This is a genomic window from Saccharopolyspora endophytica (assembly GCF_018070075.1).
Lineage (GTDB): Bacteria > Actinomycetota > Actinomycetes > Mycobacteriales > Pseudonocardiaceae > Saccharopolyspora > Saccharopolyspora endophytica.
In genome coordinates this window covers 12181-30122 of sequence record NZ_JAGPXE010000004.1, presented here as the reverse complement: position 1 = coordinate 30122, position 17942 = coordinate 12181, and the positions used below count along the sequence as shown (strand labels likewise).

At 70.9% G+C, this 17942-nt stretch carries 20 protein-coding genes; 8 read left to right on the top strand and 12 right to left on the bottom strand.

The annotated features are described in order from the left end of the window. The first annotated feature begins 56 nt into the window (after positions 1–56). A complete protein-coding gene (locus KBO27_RS10845; protein WP_132626730.1) occupies positions 57–2372 on the top strand; it encodes a RelA/SpoT family protein in 2316 nt (771 codons plus the stop codon). A 230-nt stretch (positions 2373–2602) separates the two neighbouring features. On the opposite strand, the gene KBO27_RS10840 is transcribed toward KBO27_RS10845, so the two are convergent. Then, positions 2603–3433, bottom strand: a complete 831-nt coding sequence (locus KBO27_RS10840; protein WP_210969873.1) for a peptidylprolyl isomerase — start codon at positions 3431–3433, stop codon at positions 2603–2605. Between the two features lie 168 nt (positions 3434–3601). Here KBO27_RS10840 and KBO27_RS10835 point away from each other — a divergent pair, with 168 nt between their 5' ends. From KBO27_RS10835 to KBO27_RS10825, 3 genes are read left to right on the top strand one after another with little or no spacing between them, the layout of a single operon-like run. Next, positions 3602–4282, top strand: a complete 681-nt coding sequence (locus tag KBO27_RS10835) for an MBL fold metallo-hydrolase (protein ID WP_210969872.1) — start codon at positions 3602–3604, stop codon at positions 4280–4282. Positions 4283–4303: 21 nt separating this feature from the next. After that, the gene (gene hisS / locus KBO27_RS10830; RefSeq protein ID WP_210969871.1) at positions 4304–5572 is read left to right on the top strand and encodes a histidine--tRNA ligase; all 1269 of its coding nucleotides are present in this window, start codon (positions 4304–4306) and stop codon (positions 5570–5572) included. Beyond that, the gene (locus KBO27_RS10825; protein WP_210969870.1) at positions 5569–6201 is read left to right on the top strand and encodes a hypothetical protein; all 633 of its coding nucleotides are present in this window, start codon (positions 5569–5571) and stop codon (positions 6199–6201) included. The genes hisS and KBO27_RS10825 overlap by 4 nt, the downstream gene beginning before the upstream one ends. 95 nt (positions 6202–6296) lie before the next feature. On the opposite strand, the gene KBO27_RS10820 is transcribed toward KBO27_RS10825, so the two are convergent. From KBO27_RS10820 to KBO27_RS10810, 3 genes are all read right to left on the bottom strand, one after another. Next, positions 6297–6686, bottom strand: coding sequence for a hypothetical protein (locus tag KBO27_RS10820; RefSeq protein WP_210969869.1), 390 nt, complete (start codon positions 6684–6686; stop codon positions 6297–6299). A 39-nt stretch (positions 6687–6725) separates the two neighbouring features. Beyond that, complete coding sequence (locus KBO27_RS10815) at positions 6726–7904, bottom strand: YibE/F family protein (protein WP_372448844.1); 1179 nt, start codon at positions 7902–7904, stop codon at positions 6726–6728. A 404-nt stretch (positions 7905–8308) separates the two neighbouring features. Continuing rightward, positions 8309–8695, bottom strand: coding sequence for a winged helix-turn-helix transcriptional regulator (locus tag KBO27_RS10810; protein ID WP_210969868.1), 387 nt, complete (start codon positions 8693–8695; stop codon positions 8309–8311). A gap of 96 nt (positions 8696–8791) precedes the next feature. Here KBO27_RS10810 and KBO27_RS10805 point away from each other — a divergent pair, with 96 nt between their 5' ends. Further along, the gene (locus KBO27_RS10805; RefSeq protein WP_210969867.1) at positions 8792–9649 is read left to right on the top strand and encodes an SDR family oxidoreductase; all 858 of its coding nucleotides are present in this window, start codon (positions 8792–8794) and stop codon (positions 9647–9649) included. 39 nt (positions 9650–9688) lie between these two features. Here the strand turns inward: KBO27_RS10805 and KBO27_RS10800 are convergent, their stop codons facing one another. Together KBO27_RS10800 and KBO27_RS10795 are read right to left on the bottom strand one after the other, a co-directional pair. Further along, complete coding sequence (locus KBO27_RS10800; RefSeq protein ID WP_210969866.1) at positions 9689–10081, bottom strand: DUF6157 family protein; 393 nt, start codon at positions 10079–10081, stop codon at positions 9689–9691. A 147-nt stretch (positions 10082–10228) separates the two neighbouring features. Further along, positions 10229–10693: a DUF6194 family protein gene (locus KBO27_RS10795; protein ID WP_246536874.1), complete on the bottom strand. Its 465-nt coding sequence runs from the start codon at positions 10691–10693 to the stop codon at positions 10229–10231. A 58-nt stretch (positions 10694–10751) separates the two neighbouring features. On the opposite strand from KBO27_RS10795, the gene KBO27_RS10790 reads away from it, so the two are divergent. Next, entirely contained in the window at positions 10752–11453 is a 702-nt protein-coding gene (locus KBO27_RS10790) for a MerR family transcriptional regulator (RefSeq protein ID WP_210969865.1), read from the top strand. Between the two features lie 9 nt (positions 11454–11462). Here the strand turns inward: KBO27_RS10790 and KBO27_RS10785 are convergent, their stop codons facing one another. Together KBO27_RS10785 and KBO27_RS10780 are read right to left on the bottom strand one after the other, a co-directional pair. Continuing rightward, a complete protein-coding gene (locus KBO27_RS10785; RefSeq protein ID WP_210969864.1) occupies positions 11463–11681 on the bottom strand; it encodes a hypothetical protein in 219 nt (72 codons plus the stop codon). A 98-nt stretch (positions 11682–11779) separates the two neighbouring features. Beyond that, complete coding sequence (locus KBO27_RS10780; protein ID WP_210969863.1) at positions 11780–12334, bottom strand: dihydrofolate reductase family protein; 555 nt, start codon at positions 12332–12334, stop codon at positions 11780–11782. Positions 12335–12523: 189 nt separating this feature from the next. Here KBO27_RS10780 and KBO27_RS10775 point away from each other — a divergent pair, with 189 nt between their 5' ends. Both KBO27_RS10775 and KBO27_RS10770 read left to right on the top strand, forming a co-directional pair. Then, positions 12524–13681 (top strand): beta-ketoacyl synthase N-terminal-like domain-containing protein, encoded by a 1158-nt coding sequence (locus KBO27_RS10775; RefSeq protein WP_210969862.1) that lies wholly within the window; start codon positions 12524–12526, stop codon positions 13679–13681. A gap of 73 nt (positions 13682–13754) precedes the next feature. Then, entirely contained in the window at positions 13755–14828 is a 1074-nt protein-coding gene (locus KBO27_RS10770; RefSeq protein ID WP_210969861.1) for an Rv2578c family radical SAM protein, read from the top strand. Positions 14829–14834: 6 nt separating this feature from the next. Here the strand turns inward: KBO27_RS10770 and KBO27_RS10765 are convergent, their stop codons facing one another. From KBO27_RS10765 to KBO27_RS10750, 4 genes are read right to left on the bottom strand one after another with little or no spacing between them, the layout of a single operon-like run. Further along, positions 14835–15488, bottom strand: a complete 654-nt coding sequence (locus KBO27_RS10765) for a phosphonatase-like hydrolase (protein ID WP_210969860.1) — start codon at positions 15486–15488, stop codon at positions 14835–14837. After that, on the bottom strand, positions 15485–16309 hold the full coding sequence (gene phnE, locus KBO27_RS10760) for a phosphonate ABC transporter, permease protein PhnE (protein ID WP_307870342.1): 825 nt from the start codon (positions 16307–16309) through the stop codon (positions 15485–15487). Before phnE ends, KBO27_RS10765 begins: the two co-directional genes overlap by 4 nt. Further along, positions 16306–17016 (bottom strand): phosphonate ABC transporter ATP-binding protein, encoded by a 711-nt coding sequence (locus KBO27_RS10755; protein WP_210969859.1) that lies wholly within the window; start codon positions 17014–17016, stop codon positions 16306–16308. Before KBO27_RS10755 ends, phnE begins: the two co-directional genes overlap by 4 nt. Next, complete coding sequence (locus KBO27_RS10750; protein ID WP_210969858.1) at positions 17016–17933, bottom strand: phosphate/phosphite/phosphonate ABC transporter substrate-binding protein; 918 nt, start codon at positions 17931–17933, stop codon at positions 17016–17018. The genes KBO27_RS10755 and KBO27_RS10750 overlap by 1 nt, the downstream gene beginning before the upstream one ends. Positions 17934–17942: the final 9 nt, after the last annotated feature.

The following is a 17942-nucleotide window of genomic DNA, read 5'->3' as shown; positions in this document are numbered from 1 at the left end:
AGTGTCCGGGTCCCCCGGACCTGGGACTAAGCAACGCCTGAGCCCGGGAGCGTGCGGTGAGCCACCACGTTGATTCTCCTGCCTCGGCAACCGATCCGGTTGCCGAGCCGCGTGCGACCTCGGCCACGCGCCGAGTCCGCGCCAGACTGGCGAGGAGGATCACCGCCCAGCGCGCCGCCCAGGTCAAGCAGGTCCTGGAACCGCTGGCGGTGGTCCACCGCGAACTGCACCCGCAGGCCGATCTGACGCTGCTGCAACGCGCCTACGACGTCGCCGAGGAGAAGCACCGCAGCCAGAAGCGCAAGTCGGGTGACCCCTACATCACCCACCCGCTGGCGGTGGCCACGATCCTGGCCGAGCTCGGCATGGACACCACCACGCTGGTCGCGGGGCTGCTGCACGACACCGTCGAGGACACCGACTACTCGCTGGAGCGGCTCGGGTCCGACTTCGGCGACGAGGTCGCCCACCTGGTCGACGGCGTCACCAAGCTGGACAAGGTCAAGCTGGGCGCGGCGGCCGAGGCCGAGACCATCCGCAAGATGATCATCGCGATGGCCCGGGACCCGCGGGTGCTGGTGATCAAGCTGTCGGACCGGCTGCACAACATGCGCACCATGCGCTTCCTGCCGCCGGAGAAGCAGGCCCGCAAGGCCCGCGAGACCCTCGAAGTGCTCGCGCCGCTGGCGCACCGGCTCGGGATGGCCACGATCAAGTGGGAGCTGGAGGACCTGGCCTTCGCCATCCTGCAGCCCAAGAAGTACGACGAGATCGTGCGCCTGGTCGCCAACCGCGCCCCCTCGCGCGACACCTACCTGCGCACCGTGATCGACGAGTTGTCCACGCAGCTCGACGCCGCCCGGCTGGCCGCCAAGGTCGAGGGCAGGCCCAAGCACTACTACTCGATCCACCAGAAGATGATCGTCCGCGGTCGCGACTTCGACGACATCCACGACCTGGTGGGCGTGCGGATCCTGGTCGACGAGATCCGCGACTGCTACGCGGCGATGGGCGTGGTGCACGCGCTGTGGCAGCCCATGCCCGGCCGGTTCAAGGACTACATCGCCCAGCCGCGCTTCGGCGTCTACCAGTCGCTGCACACCACGGTCATCGGTCCCGAGGGCAAGCCCCTCGAAGTGCAGATCCGCACCCGCGAGATGCACCGGACCGCCGAGTACGGCATCGCGGCGCACTGGCGCTACAAGGAGACCAAGGGCCGCAACAGCGGCGGTGGCGTCGAGGTCGACGAGATGGCCTGGATGCGCCAGCTGCTGGACTGGCAGCGCGAGGCCGCCGACCCGGGCGAGTTCCTGGAGTCGCTGCGCTACGACCTGGCCACCCGCGAGATCTTCGTCTTCACGCCCAAGGGCGATGTGATCACGCTGCCGTCCGGCTCGACCCCGGTCGACTTCGCCTACGCCGTGCACACCGAGGTCGGGCACCGCTGCATCGGCTCGCGGGTCAACGGCCGGCTGGTGGCGCTGGAGCGCAAGCTGGAGAACGGCGAGGTCGTCGAGATCTTCACCTCCAAGGCGGAGGGGTCCGGGCCGAGCCGCGACTGGCTGTCGTTCGTCGCCTCGCCGCGCGCGAAGGCCAAGATCAAGCAGTGGTTCGCCAAGGAGCGCCGCGAAGAGGCCATCGAGTCCGGCAAGGAGCTGATCACCAAGGAGATCCGGCGCCTCGGACTCCCGGTGCAGCGCCTGGTCTCCGCCGAGGCGCTGGGCGCCGTCGCCCGCGAGCTGCACTACGTCGACGTCACCGCGCTCTACGCGGCGGTGGGGGAGAAGCAGCTCTCCGCGCAGCACCTCGTGCAGCAGCTGGTGCAGCACATCGGCGGACCGGAGCAGGCCGCCGACCAGATCGCCGAGCGCTCCACGCCGTCCACCTTGGAAGGTGGCGGGAAGCGGCGCAGCAGCGGCGATTCCGGCGTGGTGGTCAAGGACGCCGGTGACGTGTGGGCGAAGCTCGCCCGCTGCTGCACCCCGGTTCCCGGCGACGAGATCCTGGGCTTCGTCACCCGCGGCGGCTGGGTCAGCGTGCACCGCACCGACTGCACCAACGCCGACGACCTGCGCAAGACGCCGGAACGCCTGGTGGAGGTGCACTGGGCACCGTCGTCGTCCTCGGTGTTCCTGGTCGCCATCCAGGTCGAGGCGCTCGACCGGCACCGCCTGCTCTCCGACGTCACCAAGGTGCTGGCCGACGAGCGCGTCAACATCCTCTCGGCCTCGGTGACCACCTCGAAGGACCGCGTGGCGGTCAGCCGGTTCTCCTTCGAGATGGGCGACCCCAAGCACCTCGGCCACGTCCTCAAGGCGGTCCGCAACATCGAAGGCGTCTACGACGTCTACCGAGTCACCTCCGCCACCTGACCAGGTCCATCGACCTTCTGCGCTCGGTCCCGTCCCACCCGGATTACTCCCGTTTTCGGGTCCCGATTACTGCGGTGTTCCGTCTCCGGATCGGGAGGATCGGGGGCGGGCGGATTACTGCCGTAATCGGGTTTCGGATTACCGGAGCAATCCGGTCGACGCAGTGAAGAGGGGCACCGTTCCGGGTGGAACGGTGCCCCTCTTCACGTGAGGTCCCTGCGGGGTCCGGGTCAGGCCTGGACGTTGACCTTGTTGAAGGTGACCTGCTTCTTCGGGTGGCCACCGCCGGCGGAGGAGTCGAAGGCGCCGTCGTGGCCCGCGCGGGCGACGTCGTCGATGACCTTCAGGCCCTCGGGCGAGATCGTGCCGAAGACGGTGTAGTCCGGCGAGAGCTGGGCGTCGCCGAAGACCATGAAGAACTGGCTGCCGTTGGTGTTCGGGCCCGAGTTCGCCATCGCCAGGTAACCGCGGCCGTACTTCAGCTCCGGGAACGTCTCGTCGTCGAAGGCGTAGCCGGGACCGCCGGAGCCCTGCCCGGTCGGGTCACCGCACTGCAGCATCTGCAGGCCCTCGGTGCTGATCCGGTGGCAGTTGGTGCCCTCGTAGAACGACTGCTTGGCCAAGCTGATGAAGCTGTTCACGGTGCAGGGGGCCAGCGAGCGGTCCAGGGTCAGCGGGATGGTGCCCTGGTTGGTCTCGATGGTGGCCTGCACGGTGCCCTTCGAGGACACCTCGCCGTTGGCCGGCGGCTGGACCGGCTTGCTCGCCTGGCCGTCCGGGCGGTAGGCGCACGAGACCGGGTCGGCCAGCGGGGTCGGACGGGCCGGCGGCGGCGCCAGCTCGGTCGGGATGTTGACCTGCGGCTGCGGCGGCGGCTGCTCGGCCGCGGGCTCGCTGCCGCTGCGGCTGAAGTAGAAGACGCCAACCACGATCGCGATGACCACCACGATCGTCGCCCCGATGGTGATCACCCGGCGTCGCTTGGCCTGCTCCTCACGGCGCTGCATCTGGCGTTCGAGCTTCCGTTTGGCCGCCTGACGACGCTGCTCGTTGCTGGGCACTTGCTCCCCTCCCCGCACTCCATGATCTGATGTTGTGCAGCGAAGTTTATGAGGTGCCCCGGGACCGCTTCCTGAGAGCCCATGCCGGTGTGCGCAGGCGGATCGGCGGCGGACGATAATCTAGGGTGGCCATTCGGTTGTGCATCCTCGACGAAAGGCCCTTCTGACGTGCTTGTCCTCGGCTTCCCGGTAGGACCGCTGCAGGCGAACTGCTACGTGCTGGCCCGCGGTGAGGGCGAAGCCTGCGTCGTCGTCGACCCCGGTCAGGACGCCGTCGAGCCGTTGGACGAGCAGCTGGCCAAGCACCGGCTCACGCCTGCGGCCGTGCTGCTGACGCACGGGCACTTCGACCACGTGCTCTCGGCCGCGCAGATCTGCGCCGAGCACGACGTGCCCGCCCACATCCACTCCGTCGACCGGTTCATGCTCGCCGACCCGGGCGCGACCCTGGGGCCCGCGGGCCGCCAGCTCTTCGGCGACGGCATCAGCGGTGAGGAGCCCGCCGAGGTTCGCGAGATCGCCGACGGCGACGTGCTGGAGCTGGCGGGGTTGCGCTTCGACGTCACGCACACCCCGGGCCATACCGGCGGGTCGGTGCTGTTCGGCGTCGGCACCGAGGAGGGCGGGCGGCTGCTGCTGTCCGGCGACACCCTCTTCGCCGGCGCCATCGGGCGCACCGATCTGCCCGGCGGCGACCACGGCGCGATGCTCGAGTCGCTGAGCACGCAGGTGCTGCCGCTGGACGACGAGACCGTCGTGCTGCCGGGCCACGGACCGACCACCACCATCGGGCGCGAGCGCGCGGGCAACCCGTTCCTGCAGGAACTGCCCGCTTCCGACGCCCACTGACGAGGACGAATCGCACACCTGATGAGCACGTTCAACGCCCCCAAGGGCATCCCGGAGTACTTCCCGCCGGACTCGGCGGCTTTCCTCGCGGTCCGCGAGACCCTGTCCGACGCCGCGCGCCGCGCCGGCTACGGCTACGTCGAGCTGCCGCTGTTCGAGGACACCTCGCTGTTCGCGCGCGGTGTCGGCGAGTCGACCGACGTGGTCAGCAAGGAGATGTACACCTTCGCCGACCGCGGCGGGCGTTCGGTGACGCTGCGCCCGGAGGGCACGGCCGGCGTGATGCGCTCGGTCATCGAGAACGGCCTCGACCGCGGTCAGCTGCCGGTGAAGCTCTACTACAGCGGCGCGTTCTTCCGCTACGAGCGCCCGCAGGCCGGCCGCTACCGGCAGCTGCAGCAGGTCGGCGTGGAGGCCATCGGCGTGGACGACCCGGCGCTGGACGCCGAGGTCATCGCGATCGCCGACGAGGGCTACCGGCGGCTGGGCCTGACCGGGCACCGCATCGAGCTGACCTCGCTGGGCGACGCGACCTGCCGTCCCACCTACCGCGCCAAGCTGCAGGAGTTCCTGCGCGGGCTGCCGCTGGACGAGGACACGCAGCGCCGCGCCGAGCTCAACCCGCTGCGGGTGCTCGACGACAAGCGCCCCGAGGTCCGCGAGATGGTCGCCGACGCGCCGCTGATGGTCGACCACCTCTCGGCCGAGGCCAAGGAGCACTACGAGTCGGTCAAGGCGCACCTGGTGGACCTGGGCGTGGAGTTCGTGGAGAACCCGCGGCTGGTGCGCGGCCTGGACTACTACACCAAGACGACCTTCGAGTTCGTCCACGACGGGCTCGGCGCGCAGTCCGGCATCGGCGGCGGTGGCCGCTACGACGGGCTGATGGCCGAGCTGGGCGGCCAGGAGCTGTCCGGCATCGGCTTCGGCCTCGGCGTGGACCGCACGCTGCTGGCCTGCCAGGCCGAAGGGCTGTCGGTCGGTGACCAGTCGCGGTGCGACGTCTACTGCGTGCCGATGGGTGAGACGGCCAAGCGCACGCTGGTCGCCGCCACCGGCGGGCTGCGCGCGCACGGTGTGCGGGTCGACATCGCCTACGGCGGCAAGGGCCTCAAGGGCGCGATGAAGGCCGCCGACCGTTCCGGCGCCCGCTTCGCGCTGGTGCTGGGCGAGCGGGACCTGGAATCCGGCAGCGCGCAGCTCAAGGAGCTGGCCACCGGCGAGCAGCGCGCGGTGTCGCTGGAGTCGCTGGTCGACGACGTGCGCGCGGCGGTCTCGGAGAGCCGATGAGCGACGTCGAGGCGGTGCCGCTGGACCTGCTGGACCGGCGCACCGTGCGGGTCCGGGCCCGCAACGTGGCGATCGCGGCGGTCATCGTGGCCGCCGCGTTCGGCGGTATCGTCAGCCTGTTCGCGGGGCCGGTCGGCTTCGTGACGACGCTGGTGATCGTCGCGGTGCCGCTGTTGCTGCTGGCCTGGACCGAGTCGCGCAAGACCATCACGCTGCGCGGGCACGAGGTCGTGGCCCGCGCCCTGGGCAGCCGGGTGGTCGACGTGCACAAGGCGACGCGGCTGGACCTGTTCGTCACCGACCTGCGCGGTGCCCGCACCATCAACGTGCTCATCGGTGGTGCGCCCAAGGGCAAGGCGATCAGTGTTTCGCTGGCCATGTACGCCGGGACCGGTGGCCGCGAGCTGGGCGTCTACGCCCTGCGCCGCCTGGCCGACGCCTTGGCCGGCAACGAGGACACCCGCGGTCTGGTGCTCTCCCAGCTGGTCGTCGCGCAGCTCCGCGCGGAGGCCAGGGGAGAGGCGCCGCCCAACCGCCCCCTCTACCAGCTGGCGTCCCTCGCGCCTCAGGGCCGCATGGCCCAGCGCCTCCAGCCGGAGGCGGTCTCGAAGTTCGTCGCCACCCTCTGAACCCGGGGATTCGAATTTCGCGCGAAATTGGAGGCGCGAAGTTCGCGGTCGAATTTCGCGCGAAATTCGAATCCGCCCGCTCGAACAGGTGACGTTCAGGCGCGGTTGAGGGCTGCGATGAGGAGCTGGGCCGTCTGGTCGAGCTGGGCCGTCGTCTTGGTGAGGGTTTCCACGTCCGGTTCGAGGACGCGGAGGTCACAGGCGAGCTGAACGACCTGCTCGTGCAGGAAGCGCAGCTGATCGGTGGTCGGGCCCAGGTCGTTCGCGCCGTCGGCGAGCTCGCGCAGCGCGTCCCGCGTCTCGGCGAGGGTGTCGGACAGCGGTCCGATCCGCTCCAGCGCGACCACCAGGCGGGGCAGGGCGTGGATCGCGGCGAGCACGGCCGTCGTCTCGCGGAGCACCGCTCCGGCGAGGGACGTCAGGCCGCCGAGCAGGCGGCCCGGGACGTCCAGGACGCTGCCGACATCGGGTAACGGCGTGGGCATGTCCGCCAGTCTGCGGCAGGTCGGCGGCTGCTCGCAGCCCTACCGGCCCTCGGTTTTACCCGGACGTCGCCGCTTCTTCGCCCGTTCGGCACCCTCTTCGCCAGGCCGTTCGGCGGGTTCCTGGACGGCCACCAGCGCGGCGATCGCCGTCGTGATGGGCACCGCCGCGACCAGGCCGACGCTGCCGACGAGCGTGCGCACGACCTCCTGCGCGACGGCCTGCGAGCTGACGATCTCGCCGAAGGTGCGTCCCGAGAGGGTGTAGGCCAGCAGCATCGGCAGCGCCGCGCCCGCGTAGGCCAGCACCAGCGTGTTGACCGCCGACGAGACGTGGTCGCGACCGATGCGCAAGCCCGCCCCGTAGAGCTGCCGCCAGGACAGCGTCGGGTTGGCCGCTCGCAGCTCCCACACGGCGCTGGTCTGGGTGACGGTCACGTCGTCGAGGACGCCGAGCGCGCCGATGACGATCCCGGCGAGCAGCAGCCCGCGCGCGTCGATGGGTGCGCCCAGCGCCCCGATCAGGCTGGAGGTGTTCTCGTCCAGCCCCGTCAGGCTGGTGGCGGCGGAGAACGCGGTGCTCAGGACGCCGATGAGCGCCAGGCTCAGCATCGTGCCGAGCACGGCGGTGGAGGTCCGCGCGGAGAACCCGTGCGTCAGGTACAGCACGACGAACATGATCAGCCCGGCGCCGACGACCGCCACCAGCAGCGGATCCTCACCGGCGAGGATCGCGGGGAGCACGAATCCGACCAGCATCACCAGGCTCAGGCCGAGACCGACGAGCGCGGCCAGCCCCTGCCAGCGTCCGAGCACGAGCACGGCGGCGGCGAACACCAGCGCCAGCAGCGTCAGCGGCATGCCGCGCTGGAAGTCCACGACCTGGAACGACGTCGGGTCGTCGGGGTTCTCCCCGGCGTAGGAGAGCACGACCTGATCGCCGACGGCGAAGCGCGGGCTGCCGGGGTCGGTGGGCACGACCTGCTCGATGGTCTGGTTCGGGCGCGGCCCGTCCTGCATCTTCACGGCGAGCTGGACGCAGCCCTGACCGGCCTCGCCCTCGCTGCACGAGGTGGCTCCGGCGGAGATGACCTCGCCGTTGACCGGGGACTGCCCGAACCCGAGATCGGCACCGGTCTTCTGGTCGTGGCCCCACGGGTAGAGCACGAAGATCCCGACGACCGCGGCCAGCGCGAACGGGATCAGCAGGAACGCCAGCAGTCGCTTGACGTGCGTCGACGCCGGGGCGGCCGGGCCGTGACCGTGACCGTGCCCGTGACCGGCGGGTTCTTCGCGGCGCCGGTGGGAGCGCGGTTCCTCCGGCGGCGGGGGAGTCGGCTGCGGGTGCGGCGGGCGGGTGCGCTGCTGGTCCGGGCGCCGCGGCGGCGCCTGCCGAGGTGGCCGGCCGTCCTGGGGAGGCTGAGCGTCCCGAGGAGGTTGGGCGTCCCGGGACGGTGGGTTCTCCCCGGGCGGCTGGGGTGGCCGGCGGCCGGGCTGCTGCGGAGGCGGCTGCCACGCGGGTTGTCCCGGCTGTCGATGGCGCGGCCGACGTCCGGGAATCTCGGGTGGCTCGGTCACCCGGCAATTATGCGGGTCGGTCCTGCGGCTCCCGGGACCCCGTCGGCTCACGTCCGGTTGTCGTAGGCCTCCCGCGCGGCCAGCACGCCGGTCACGTGCGCCTCCGACCACCGGGCGAGTCCGGACACCAGCCGCGCCGCCTGCTCACCCACCTCGGTCAGCGAGTAGTCCACTCGCGGGGGGATCACCGGGTGGGCCTCGCGGTGCACGAAACCGTCGCGTTCGAGGGTCTGCAGCGTCTGGGCCAGCATCTTCTCGCTGACGCCGCCGATGATCCGGCGCAGTTCGCTGAACCGTCGGCCGTCCTCCAACAGGGCGGCGAGGACGAGCACGCCCCAGCGGCTCGTGATGTGCTCGAGAACGCTGCGCGAGGGGCAGGTGGCCGCATTCACATTCGGCTGTTCGGTGAAGGTGACCTGCTTGCTTACCGGCATGCCACTACCTTACTCGAAAGTGGGTACTCACCAGAAGTTAGTTCCATCGATACGGTTAGTCCGAAGCGCATTCACGCATTGCTGGAGGACATGGACATGAGCATCGTCGTCACCGGAGCCACTGGACAGCTCGGCTCGCTCGTCGTGGAGGGGCTGCTGCGCGCGGTTCCCGCCGACCAGGTCGCCGCGGTGGTCCGCGACGCGGCCAAGGCGGCGCCGCTGGCCGCGCGCGGCGTCGAGCTGCGCATCGCCGACTACGACACGCCCGACACCTTCAGCGAGGTGTTCAACGACGGCGACGTCGTCCTGCTGATCTCCAGCCCCGACGCCGGCAGGCGGCTCCCGCAGCACCGGGCGGTGATCGACGCGGCGACGGAAGCGGGCGTGGCCAGGATCGTCTACACGGGAGTGCTCGGCGGCCCGAACGCGGACTTCGCGCTCGCCGACGACCACAAGGGCACCGAGCAGGCCATCCTCGACTCGGGTCTGACCTGGACCTTCCTGCGCAACGGCTGGTACAGCGAGAACTACACGGCCCAGATCCCGACCCAGCTGGAGCACGGCGTCGTCGGCAGCGCCGGTGACGGCAAGATCGGTTCGGCGACCCGCGAGGACTACGCGGACGCGGCGGTCGCGGTCCTGACCGAGTCGGGGCACGAGAACCGCAGCTACGAGCTCAGCGGCGACCGGGCCTTCACGCTCGCGGAGTACGCGGCGGAGCTCGCCCGCCAGTCGGGCCGGGACGTCACCTACACCGACGTCCCGCCGGAAACCCTCAAGGGCATCCTCACCGGCGCCGGTGTCCCGGACGCGTTCGCCGACATCCTCGTCGACGTGGACGTCTCGGCCATCGCCAAGGGCCTGCTCCAGGGCGGCAGCGGAGACCTCTCCCGCCTCATCGGCCGCCCCACGACCCCGATCGCCCAGTCGATCTCGGACGCGTTGGCGAGGTGACCGCGTGGCCGGTGTGATCGACCGCGCTGCGCATGAGGGTCAGGCGCGGCTGGATCGCATGGCGTTCACGTGCTGGAGCGAGGGGTCGGCGGCGAGTTCGCGGTACTGGTCGGAGCCCGCCGGGACCAGCGCGACGCGTCCGTCGGCGTCGTGGTGGACGCCCCAGCCGTACCGCTTGGTCAGGGGCGAGGCCCGCAGGCAGGGTTGCCCCTTGGCGAAGAACTCCTCCCGGCTCAGGCCGCGCCGTCGTCCGTTGGACTCGTAGACCACGTCGTCGGAGGTGTGCCGGTACGGATCGGCGATGAGCATGTCGAACTGGATGCGGGCCACCGACGGAGTCGTCCGCAGCGGGGGTTCTTCCGCCTGCGCCACCGGGCAGTCCGCGGCCGCCTCGATGAACGTGTTCGCGTAGTTGGTCGTGTGAACCGGCATGGGAGGACGGTACGACGGCCCACCGACGACGTCGCGCGGAAATCCGGTCCGCGGCGCGAACTTCGCGCGCCGCGGCCCGGACCGGTCAGGACTGCTCCTGCGCTGCTCTGGTGGTTTCCGGGGGCGTCGAGCCGGAGTCTCGGCCCGTCATCGGCGTGCCCTCCGCTCCGCGCGGCGCCGGGCGTCGTCGTGGGCGTGGCGGAGGAGGTCGATCGCCAGCTCGTGCGTGGCGCGGCCGGGGTTGATGATCGACAACCATCCGAGCGCCCGGTAGGTGGGGTGGCCGAAGACGACGTCGACGGCGGTGAGGTCCCGCGATGCCGGAGCGGATCGAGGATCCTCCCCGGTCAGCTCGGTGAACCGTGCCCTCCCCACGTGCACGTTCAGCCGCCGGCGTCCGGGTGCGTCGAGGTCGCACCGGTCGTCGCCGGGGTAGTTCTTCGTGACGACGGTGGCGTAGGGCTGTTCGCGCTGCGGGACCTCGCCGTCGGGCGCGTAGTAGAAGAAGTGGTCGTTCCAGGCGATCTCGGGGAACTCGCCGCCTTCGACCGGCGCGAGCTCGAGAACGCCGTCGAAGCTCCGGACCGCCTCCAGGATGTGCTCCATACTCATGGCTCAAGTGTGTGGTTGAAGCGCTGGTGGAGGGTTCGTGGTCGAGCCGGGGGCTGTGATGAGCACCGCCGCGGTCGCCGAGGCGTCCGGCTATTCGGTCCAGCAGGTCCGCGACCTGGAACGACGAGGTGTGATTCCGCCCGCCGCAAGAGCGGGCAACGGGTATCGGCGGTTCTCCGAAGCGCACGTGCGCGCTCTCCGGGCATACCGGGGCCTCGTGCTCGCCGTGGGGCCCGTGGAGGCCCGGCGGGCGATGCGCGACATCCGCCGCTGCTCGCCGGAGGAAGGCGCGGCGCTCATCGGTTCCTTGCACACCGGGCTCCACCACGAGCGCGAGCGGGCGTTGGCGGCCCGTCGAGGGCTGGAGGCCATCCAGGCGGAGGCCGAGACCGACGCGGAGCCCGTCGCGGCGGACGCCATGACCATCACCGAGCTCTCCCAGGCGTTGGGCGTCAGATCGTCGGCCCTGCGCTTCTGGGAGGGCGAAGGCCTGGTCGAGCCCGACCGGATCACGACCCGAGCGGGCACGGCGCGCCGCTACGGCATCGCCGCCATCCGGGAAGCGCGGATCACCGCCGCGCTCCGGGCCGGTGGTTACCGAGTTCCGGACGTGCGCACCGCGATCACCGCGATCCGCGAGATGGGCGACGTGAGCTGCTCGCTCGCAGCGCTCGACGCCCGGGTGGAGGCCATCGCGCGACGTTCGCTGGGTCTGCTGCGGGCGGGAGCGCTGCTGGCGGAGATCATCGAATCGCGGTGACCCGCGCGGTCATTCCTCGCCGGTGACGGCGATGGTGATCTCGAAGTCGGTCGGGTGGGTCTGCGCGGTTCCGTCGTCGAAGGTGATCGTCGCGGTTCCGTCGGAGGCCGGGGCGACCTCGGTGACCGCTCGCGTCTCGTTCGCCGGGCGGTCGCCGATCCAGAGATCGCCGACCTTGAGCTGTCCCCACGTGATCTTCCGCCGCGGGGTGGTGTTGCTCGCTCGCAAGCGTCTCCCTCTCTTCGCTGTCGGGCGTTCGTCCCCACATCATCATGCATGCGCGAAAGCCCTTGGCGAGCAACCCGTTGTCCCCGGCGTGCGGTGGGTCAGGCCGTGTTCCGGACGTAGCGCTCGTAGACCACGGCGTCGTTGAAGGTCCGGGTCTCGACGAGGTTCAGGCGGGTGTTCTCGGCGACCGGCGGGAGGGAGGGGGTACCGCCGCCGACGATGATCGGGTGCCGGAAGAGACGAAGGTCGTCGACGAGGCCCAGCTCGATGGCCTCGGCCGCCAGGGTGGCGCCGCCGATCCCGACGTCCTGGTCGGTGGAGTCGGCGATCGCTCGGGCCTCCTCGCGCAGCGATCCGCCGGCCAGGCGGGCGTTGCCGTCAACGCTGTTGAGCGTGCGGCTGAAGACGACCTTCGGCAGGGCCGACCAGACGTCGGCGAAGGCGGCGCCGAGCTCGTCGGAGCGCATCGACGGGTCCGTCTCCCACACCAGCATGGTCTCGTAAAGCTTGCGGCCGCACAGAAAACCGCCGAGCTCGCGGGTCCGCGCGAGGTGGAACCCGAACAGCTCCTCGGTCGGGGCCGTCCAGGCGAACTCGCCCCGCCGGTCGGCGATGTAGCCGTCGACCGAAACGCCCATCGAGTAGACCAGCACGTCGTGAAGCGTAGCCCCGGTTCCGCGCATCGGCGGGCCGAATGATGCGGACGACCGCTTGCCGGAACCCGGTTTCCGGCGAGAGCTCGGTTACCACCCCGTAGCGCACCACCCCATCACGACGATCTGCACCGAGGACGGGAAAAGCACCCTGATCAGCGATGATCATGACGTTCGAAGGTGATGGAGATGGAACCGCACTTAGGCATTCGTGGTCTGGGAATCGTGACCGGGTACGGCTGGGGCGTGGAGCCGTTCTGGGACGGACTGCTCGGCGGCAAGCACGCGGCCACCCTGGCCGAGGGCTACGGGGAGGACCGCGACCGGACGGCGTGGATCGCCGCGATCCCGCCTGGAGGCGACGAGTCCGACGGACCGAGCACGTTCGGTCGCTCGATGCGCGGCGCGGCCCGCGAAGCGGTCGCCGACGCGCGCGCACGCGGGTGGCGCGAAGGGCGGCGAGTCGGTCTGCTGCACGCGGTCGTGCTCGGAGAAGTGGAGCTGTGGCGCGACTTCTACCTCCGGCACGGGGGCAGCGTCGCCTCGCGCGACTACCTGCGGCTGATGCCGTCGACGCCGATGTCGTTGCTGATGCAGGAGTTCGGCTTCCACGGGCCGGCGATGAACGTCTCGGCGATGTGCTCGTCGGGCAACGCGGGACTGCTCACCGCCAAGGCGTGGATCGACGCGGGAATCGTCGACGACGTAGTCTTCGTCGCCACGGACGTGTCGGCGACCCCGGAGAACGTGCTGCACTTCGAACGCCTCGGAGTCGCCTTCAGCGACGCCGAACCGCCCGAGGTGTGCCGACCGTTCCAGGAGGGCAGCCGGGGTTTCGCGATGGGCGAGGCGTCGGTGGCCATGATCCTGTCGCGCGAGAGCGGCGGCACGTCCTACGCGCACGTGCTCGGCGGAGCGATGTCGCACGACGCGCACCACGTCACCTCGATCGACCCGAGCCTGACCGACATCACCCGCTGCTTCGAGGACGCCGTCGAGAACGCGGGCGTGGAACCGTCGAGCCTGCGCTACCTCAACGCCCACGGCCCGGGCACGGCCCAGTGCGATCGGGCGGAGGCGACGGTCTTCGACTCGCTGTTCCCAGCAGAAGCCGAGCTGTACTCGGTCAAACCGCTGGTCGGCCACTGCCAGGGCGCGGCCTCGGCGGTGGAGATCGCCGCCACCGCTCTCGGCTACGACCGGGGCACCCTCCCGGCCCCGCCCTCGGTGTCCTCCGGTCACCCGCGCCTGCTCAACGGCCCGACGCCCGTCCAGGACGGGATCACGGTCAAGTCCTCCCTCGGCATGGGAGGCCACAACTCCGTCGTCCTGCTCTCGGGGGCGTGACCTCGGCCGCTCGATCGTGTGAGCTCGGTGGGGACGGCTCGACAGAGCTTCGAATCTGTGTTCGAATCGGGTCATGCGTTGGGAAGAGCAGCGGGTTGATGCAGGCCGGGCGGGGGAGTTGCCGCTCGGTCTGCCCGACCCCGTCGTGCGCGGGAGCGGCCGAGCCGGGTTGGCGTTGCCCGAACCGGTGCCGATCGAGGCCGGGACCGAGGGTGCCTACGCCATCGAGATCCAGGCGAAGTCGATCCTCAACCGCGTGCCGGGAGAGGCGCAGGTGCCGTTCCGCTGGACGGTGAACCCCTACCGGGGCTGCACCCACGCCTGCGTCTACTGCTTCGCGCGGCGGACGCACACGTACCTGGACCTGGATTCGGGGCGCGACTTCGACAGCAAGATCGTCGCGAAGACCAACGCGGCGACGTTGCTGCGCAAGGAGCTGGCCGGCCCGCGCTGGTCCGGCGAGCCGATCGCGATGGGCACCAACACCGATCCCTACCAGCGGGCGGAGGGTCGCTACCGGTTGATGCCGGAGATCATCGCCGCGCTGCGGGACCGGGCGAACCCGTTCTCCATCCTGACCAAGGGCACGCTGATCCTGCGCGACCTGGACCTGATCGCGCAGGCCGCGCAGCGGACCCAGGTGTCGATCGCGGTGTCGGTCGGGTCGGTCGACGAGGACCTGTGGCGGGTCGTGGAGCCGGGAACGCCATCACCGATGCGGCGGCTCGACGTGGTGCGCCGGTTCGCCGAGGCGGGCGTCGGGTGCTCGGTGCTCATGGCGCCGATCCTGCCCGGGCTCAGCGACTCACCGGAGGAGATCGACCGGACGGTGGCCGCGATCGCCGGGGCGGGCGCGACGAGCCTGACGCCGATCGTGCTCCACCTGCGCTCGGGCGCGCGCGAGTGGTTCCACGAGTGGCTCAGCGCTCGGCGGCCAGACCTGCTCCCGCTCTACGAACGCCTCTACCGCAACGGCGCCTACACCCCGAAGTCCTACCAACGGCAGGTCGTCGACCTGGTCGAGCAGGCCAAGGAGCGTCACGGCCTCGCGCGACCACAGCGGTCCGGAAACTTCCGCGTGCAGCGGGAAGAGCTGCCGCGGTCGGACTCCGGTCGGGATCGGGTGGGGCAGCTCTCCCTGCTGTGATCGCGGTCAGGTGGTGAGTGCGGCGCGCAGGTCGGCGACTCCGGGGAGGACGAGCGTGGGGTTGTGCTGCTCCAGCTCGGTTCGGGTTTGGGCGCCGGTGAGGACCGCGACGACCTGACCGGCGCGTGCGGCGTGGCCCGCTTGGACGTCGAGGGCCGTGTCGCCTCCGGTGAGAACCTCCGCGGGGTCGGTGATTCCGGTCAGTTCCATCGCCCGGTGGATCATGTCCGGGGACGGGCGTCCTGCCGCCACTTCGCTCGCGCAGACCACGGCGTCGAGCTGGTCGCCGACCTTCCAGTCCACTTCGGACAGGATCAGGTCGGTGATCCGCCGGTCGAATCCGGTGGTCAGCGCGACCTTCACCCCTGATTCACGCAGCGCCGCGAGGGTTTCCGGCACGCCTGGGAACGGTTGCGGCGGCGTGCGCTCGTAGACCTCGCCGAGGCCTGCCACGAAGCGGTCGTGCAACCGCTCCACCGCGTCCGGATCGCCGGTGAGCGCGGACAGGGCCGCACGCTTGTCCGCGCCCATCCAGTGCCGCAGGTCCGCGTCGGAGGGAGTCGCGCCGTGCTCGGCGACGACCTCGGCGAGGACCCGGTAGACCGCTCCTCCCTCGTCGATGGTGGTACCTGCGATGTCCAGTGCGACCAGGGCGATCACGACGTGCTCCCGAGAAGGCGGCGGATGAGGGCGGAGAGCTGGTCCACTGCGACGATCAGCACCAGCACCACCAGGATGTGGGTGAGCATCTCGTCGAACTGGAACAGCTGGATCGACTGGTTGATCAGGAACCCGATGCCACCGGCACCGACCAGGCCCAGCACCAGCGAGGACCGGACGTTGACGTCGAACCGGTACAGCAGCAGGCCGACCATCTGCGGCGTGACCACCGGCAGCAGCGCGTGCGCGGCGACCTGGATTCGACCGGCACCGGCGGAGCGCAGCGCCTGCGCGGGACCGGGATCGGCGTCCTCCAGCGTCTCCGCCCACAACTTGCCCATGACGCCGACGTTGTGGAACACCAGCGCCAGCACGCCCGGGAACGGACCGAGCCCGACCGCGGTGACGAAGATCAGCGCGAACACCACGTCGGGCACCGCGCGCAGGAACGACAGCAGGCTCCGCGCCGGCTGGTAGACCCAGCCGGGCGCGGTGCCGCGGGTCGCCAGCAGGGCCAGCAGCAGCGATCCGGGGATGGACAGCGTCGTGCCCAGCAGGCCGATCCACAGCGTGACGACCGCAGCCGACGCGCTCTCGGCGAGCACGTCCGAGCCGAGCTCCGGTGGCACGGCCTCGGACAGGAACTCGCCCATGCCGGTGGCGCCCTCGACGAGCGCGGTCAGCGAGATCTCGGTGGCGTTCCAGGCCACCGCGTGGGCGGCGAGGAGCAACGCCGCGACGGTCCAGCCGATGATCCGGAGCCGGGCGCGCGGCGGTTTCGGCGGAACGGCGCGGCGCGCGGGGTGCAGGGCGGTGGTCACGACGACGTCTCCAGCAGGGCGTGCGGGTACAGGGAATCGACGGGCTGAGCGGGGTCCCCGTCGAGGACGACCGCACCGTCGTGCAGGCCGACGATGCGGTCGGCGTAGCGGCGGGCGAGATCGGGCTGGTGCAGCACCGCGAGCACGGCCAGCCGCTCGGTGTGGGCGAGCTCGGCCAGCAGCTCCAGGACCTGCTCGGCAGCCGCCGGGTCGAGCGCCGACACCGGCTCGTCGGCCAGCACCACCGGCGCCCGCTGGCACAGCGCGCGGGCGATGGCCACGCGCTGCTGCTGGCCGCCGGACAGGCCCGAAGCGCGGTCGTGCGCGCGGTCGGCGAGCCCCACGCGCTCCAGGCAGGCCATCGCCTCCTCCCGCACCGAGCGGGGGAACAGCGCGGGCGTGAGCGAGCGGTGCAGCGGGAGCCTGCCCAGCGCCCCGGTGCACACGTTGTCCAGGACGCTGCGGCGGCCGACCAGGTGAATCCGCTGGAACACCAAGGCGATGTCCAGCGGACCCCGGCGACGGCCGTCGATCGTGACCGTGCCTTCGGCCGGGGTCAGCCCCGCGGCGGCGCGCAGCATCGTGGACTTGCCGGACCCGTTGGCACCGAGCACGGCCAGCAGTTCACCCGAGGCGACCGTGACGTCGACTCCGTGCAGGACTTCTCGGGATCCGTAGTGGACGGTCAGACCCGTGGCGGTGAGCATCAGACGTCGCCTTCGGTGAGCTTGAGGGAGGCGGCCAGGTCGAACAGCGGCTGGTAGGTGGAGCGGTCGACGGGCACCAGCGGGCCGGGCGGGGAGACGTCCAGCAGCGCTCCGATCTCGCCGACCGTGGCCGGGTCCAGGTTGAGCAGCGCGTCGCGGACGGCCTGCTTGAACGCCGGGTCCATGTCGCCGCGAACGGTGATCGGGTCGTTCGGGATCGGCGCGGAGCTCCAGATCCGGCGGTGCGCGGCGGGGTCGAAGAGCCCGGCCGCCGTGGCGCTGGCCAGCTGCTGGGAGTTGATCTCGGCGGCGTCCACGGAGCGGTTGGTCAGCGCCAGCAGCGCCTCCGGGTGACCGCCGGCGTAGTCGATCTTCACCTCCTTCTCGGGGATCTTGGTGTCGGCCAGGGCCTTGCGCGGCAGCGCGTCGCCGGAGGTGGAACCGACCGAGCCCAGCGCGAGCGACCGGCCCCGCAGCTGCTGCACCGAGGTGATGTCGGAGTCCTTCGGGACCCAGATGCCCGCGGTGTAGGTCGACAGCACGCGGTTGGCGTCGGCGAACGAGGCCACCGCCTCGGCCTCGGCGCGCTGGCTGGCGAAGACGTAGCCGAGCGGTCCGAAGATCGCGATGTCGAGCTTGCCGTTCTGCATGGCCAGGACCTCGGCCGAGTACTCCTGGGTCACCTGGACTTCCACCGGGCAGTTGAGCGACTTGGACAGCGCGTCGCCCAGCTTCTGCGCGGCCGGGGTGAGCCGGGCGGGGTCTTCGAAGGGTTCGACGCCGAAGCGGATCTTGCCGTCCGGGCAGGTCGGCGACTCGGAGGCGGAATCACCGCCGGTGCCGCAGGCGGTCAGGGCCAAGACCGAGCCGGCTGCGAGGGCGAGGGCGATCGGGCGTGTGAAGCGGCGCAAGGACATCAGGTGCTC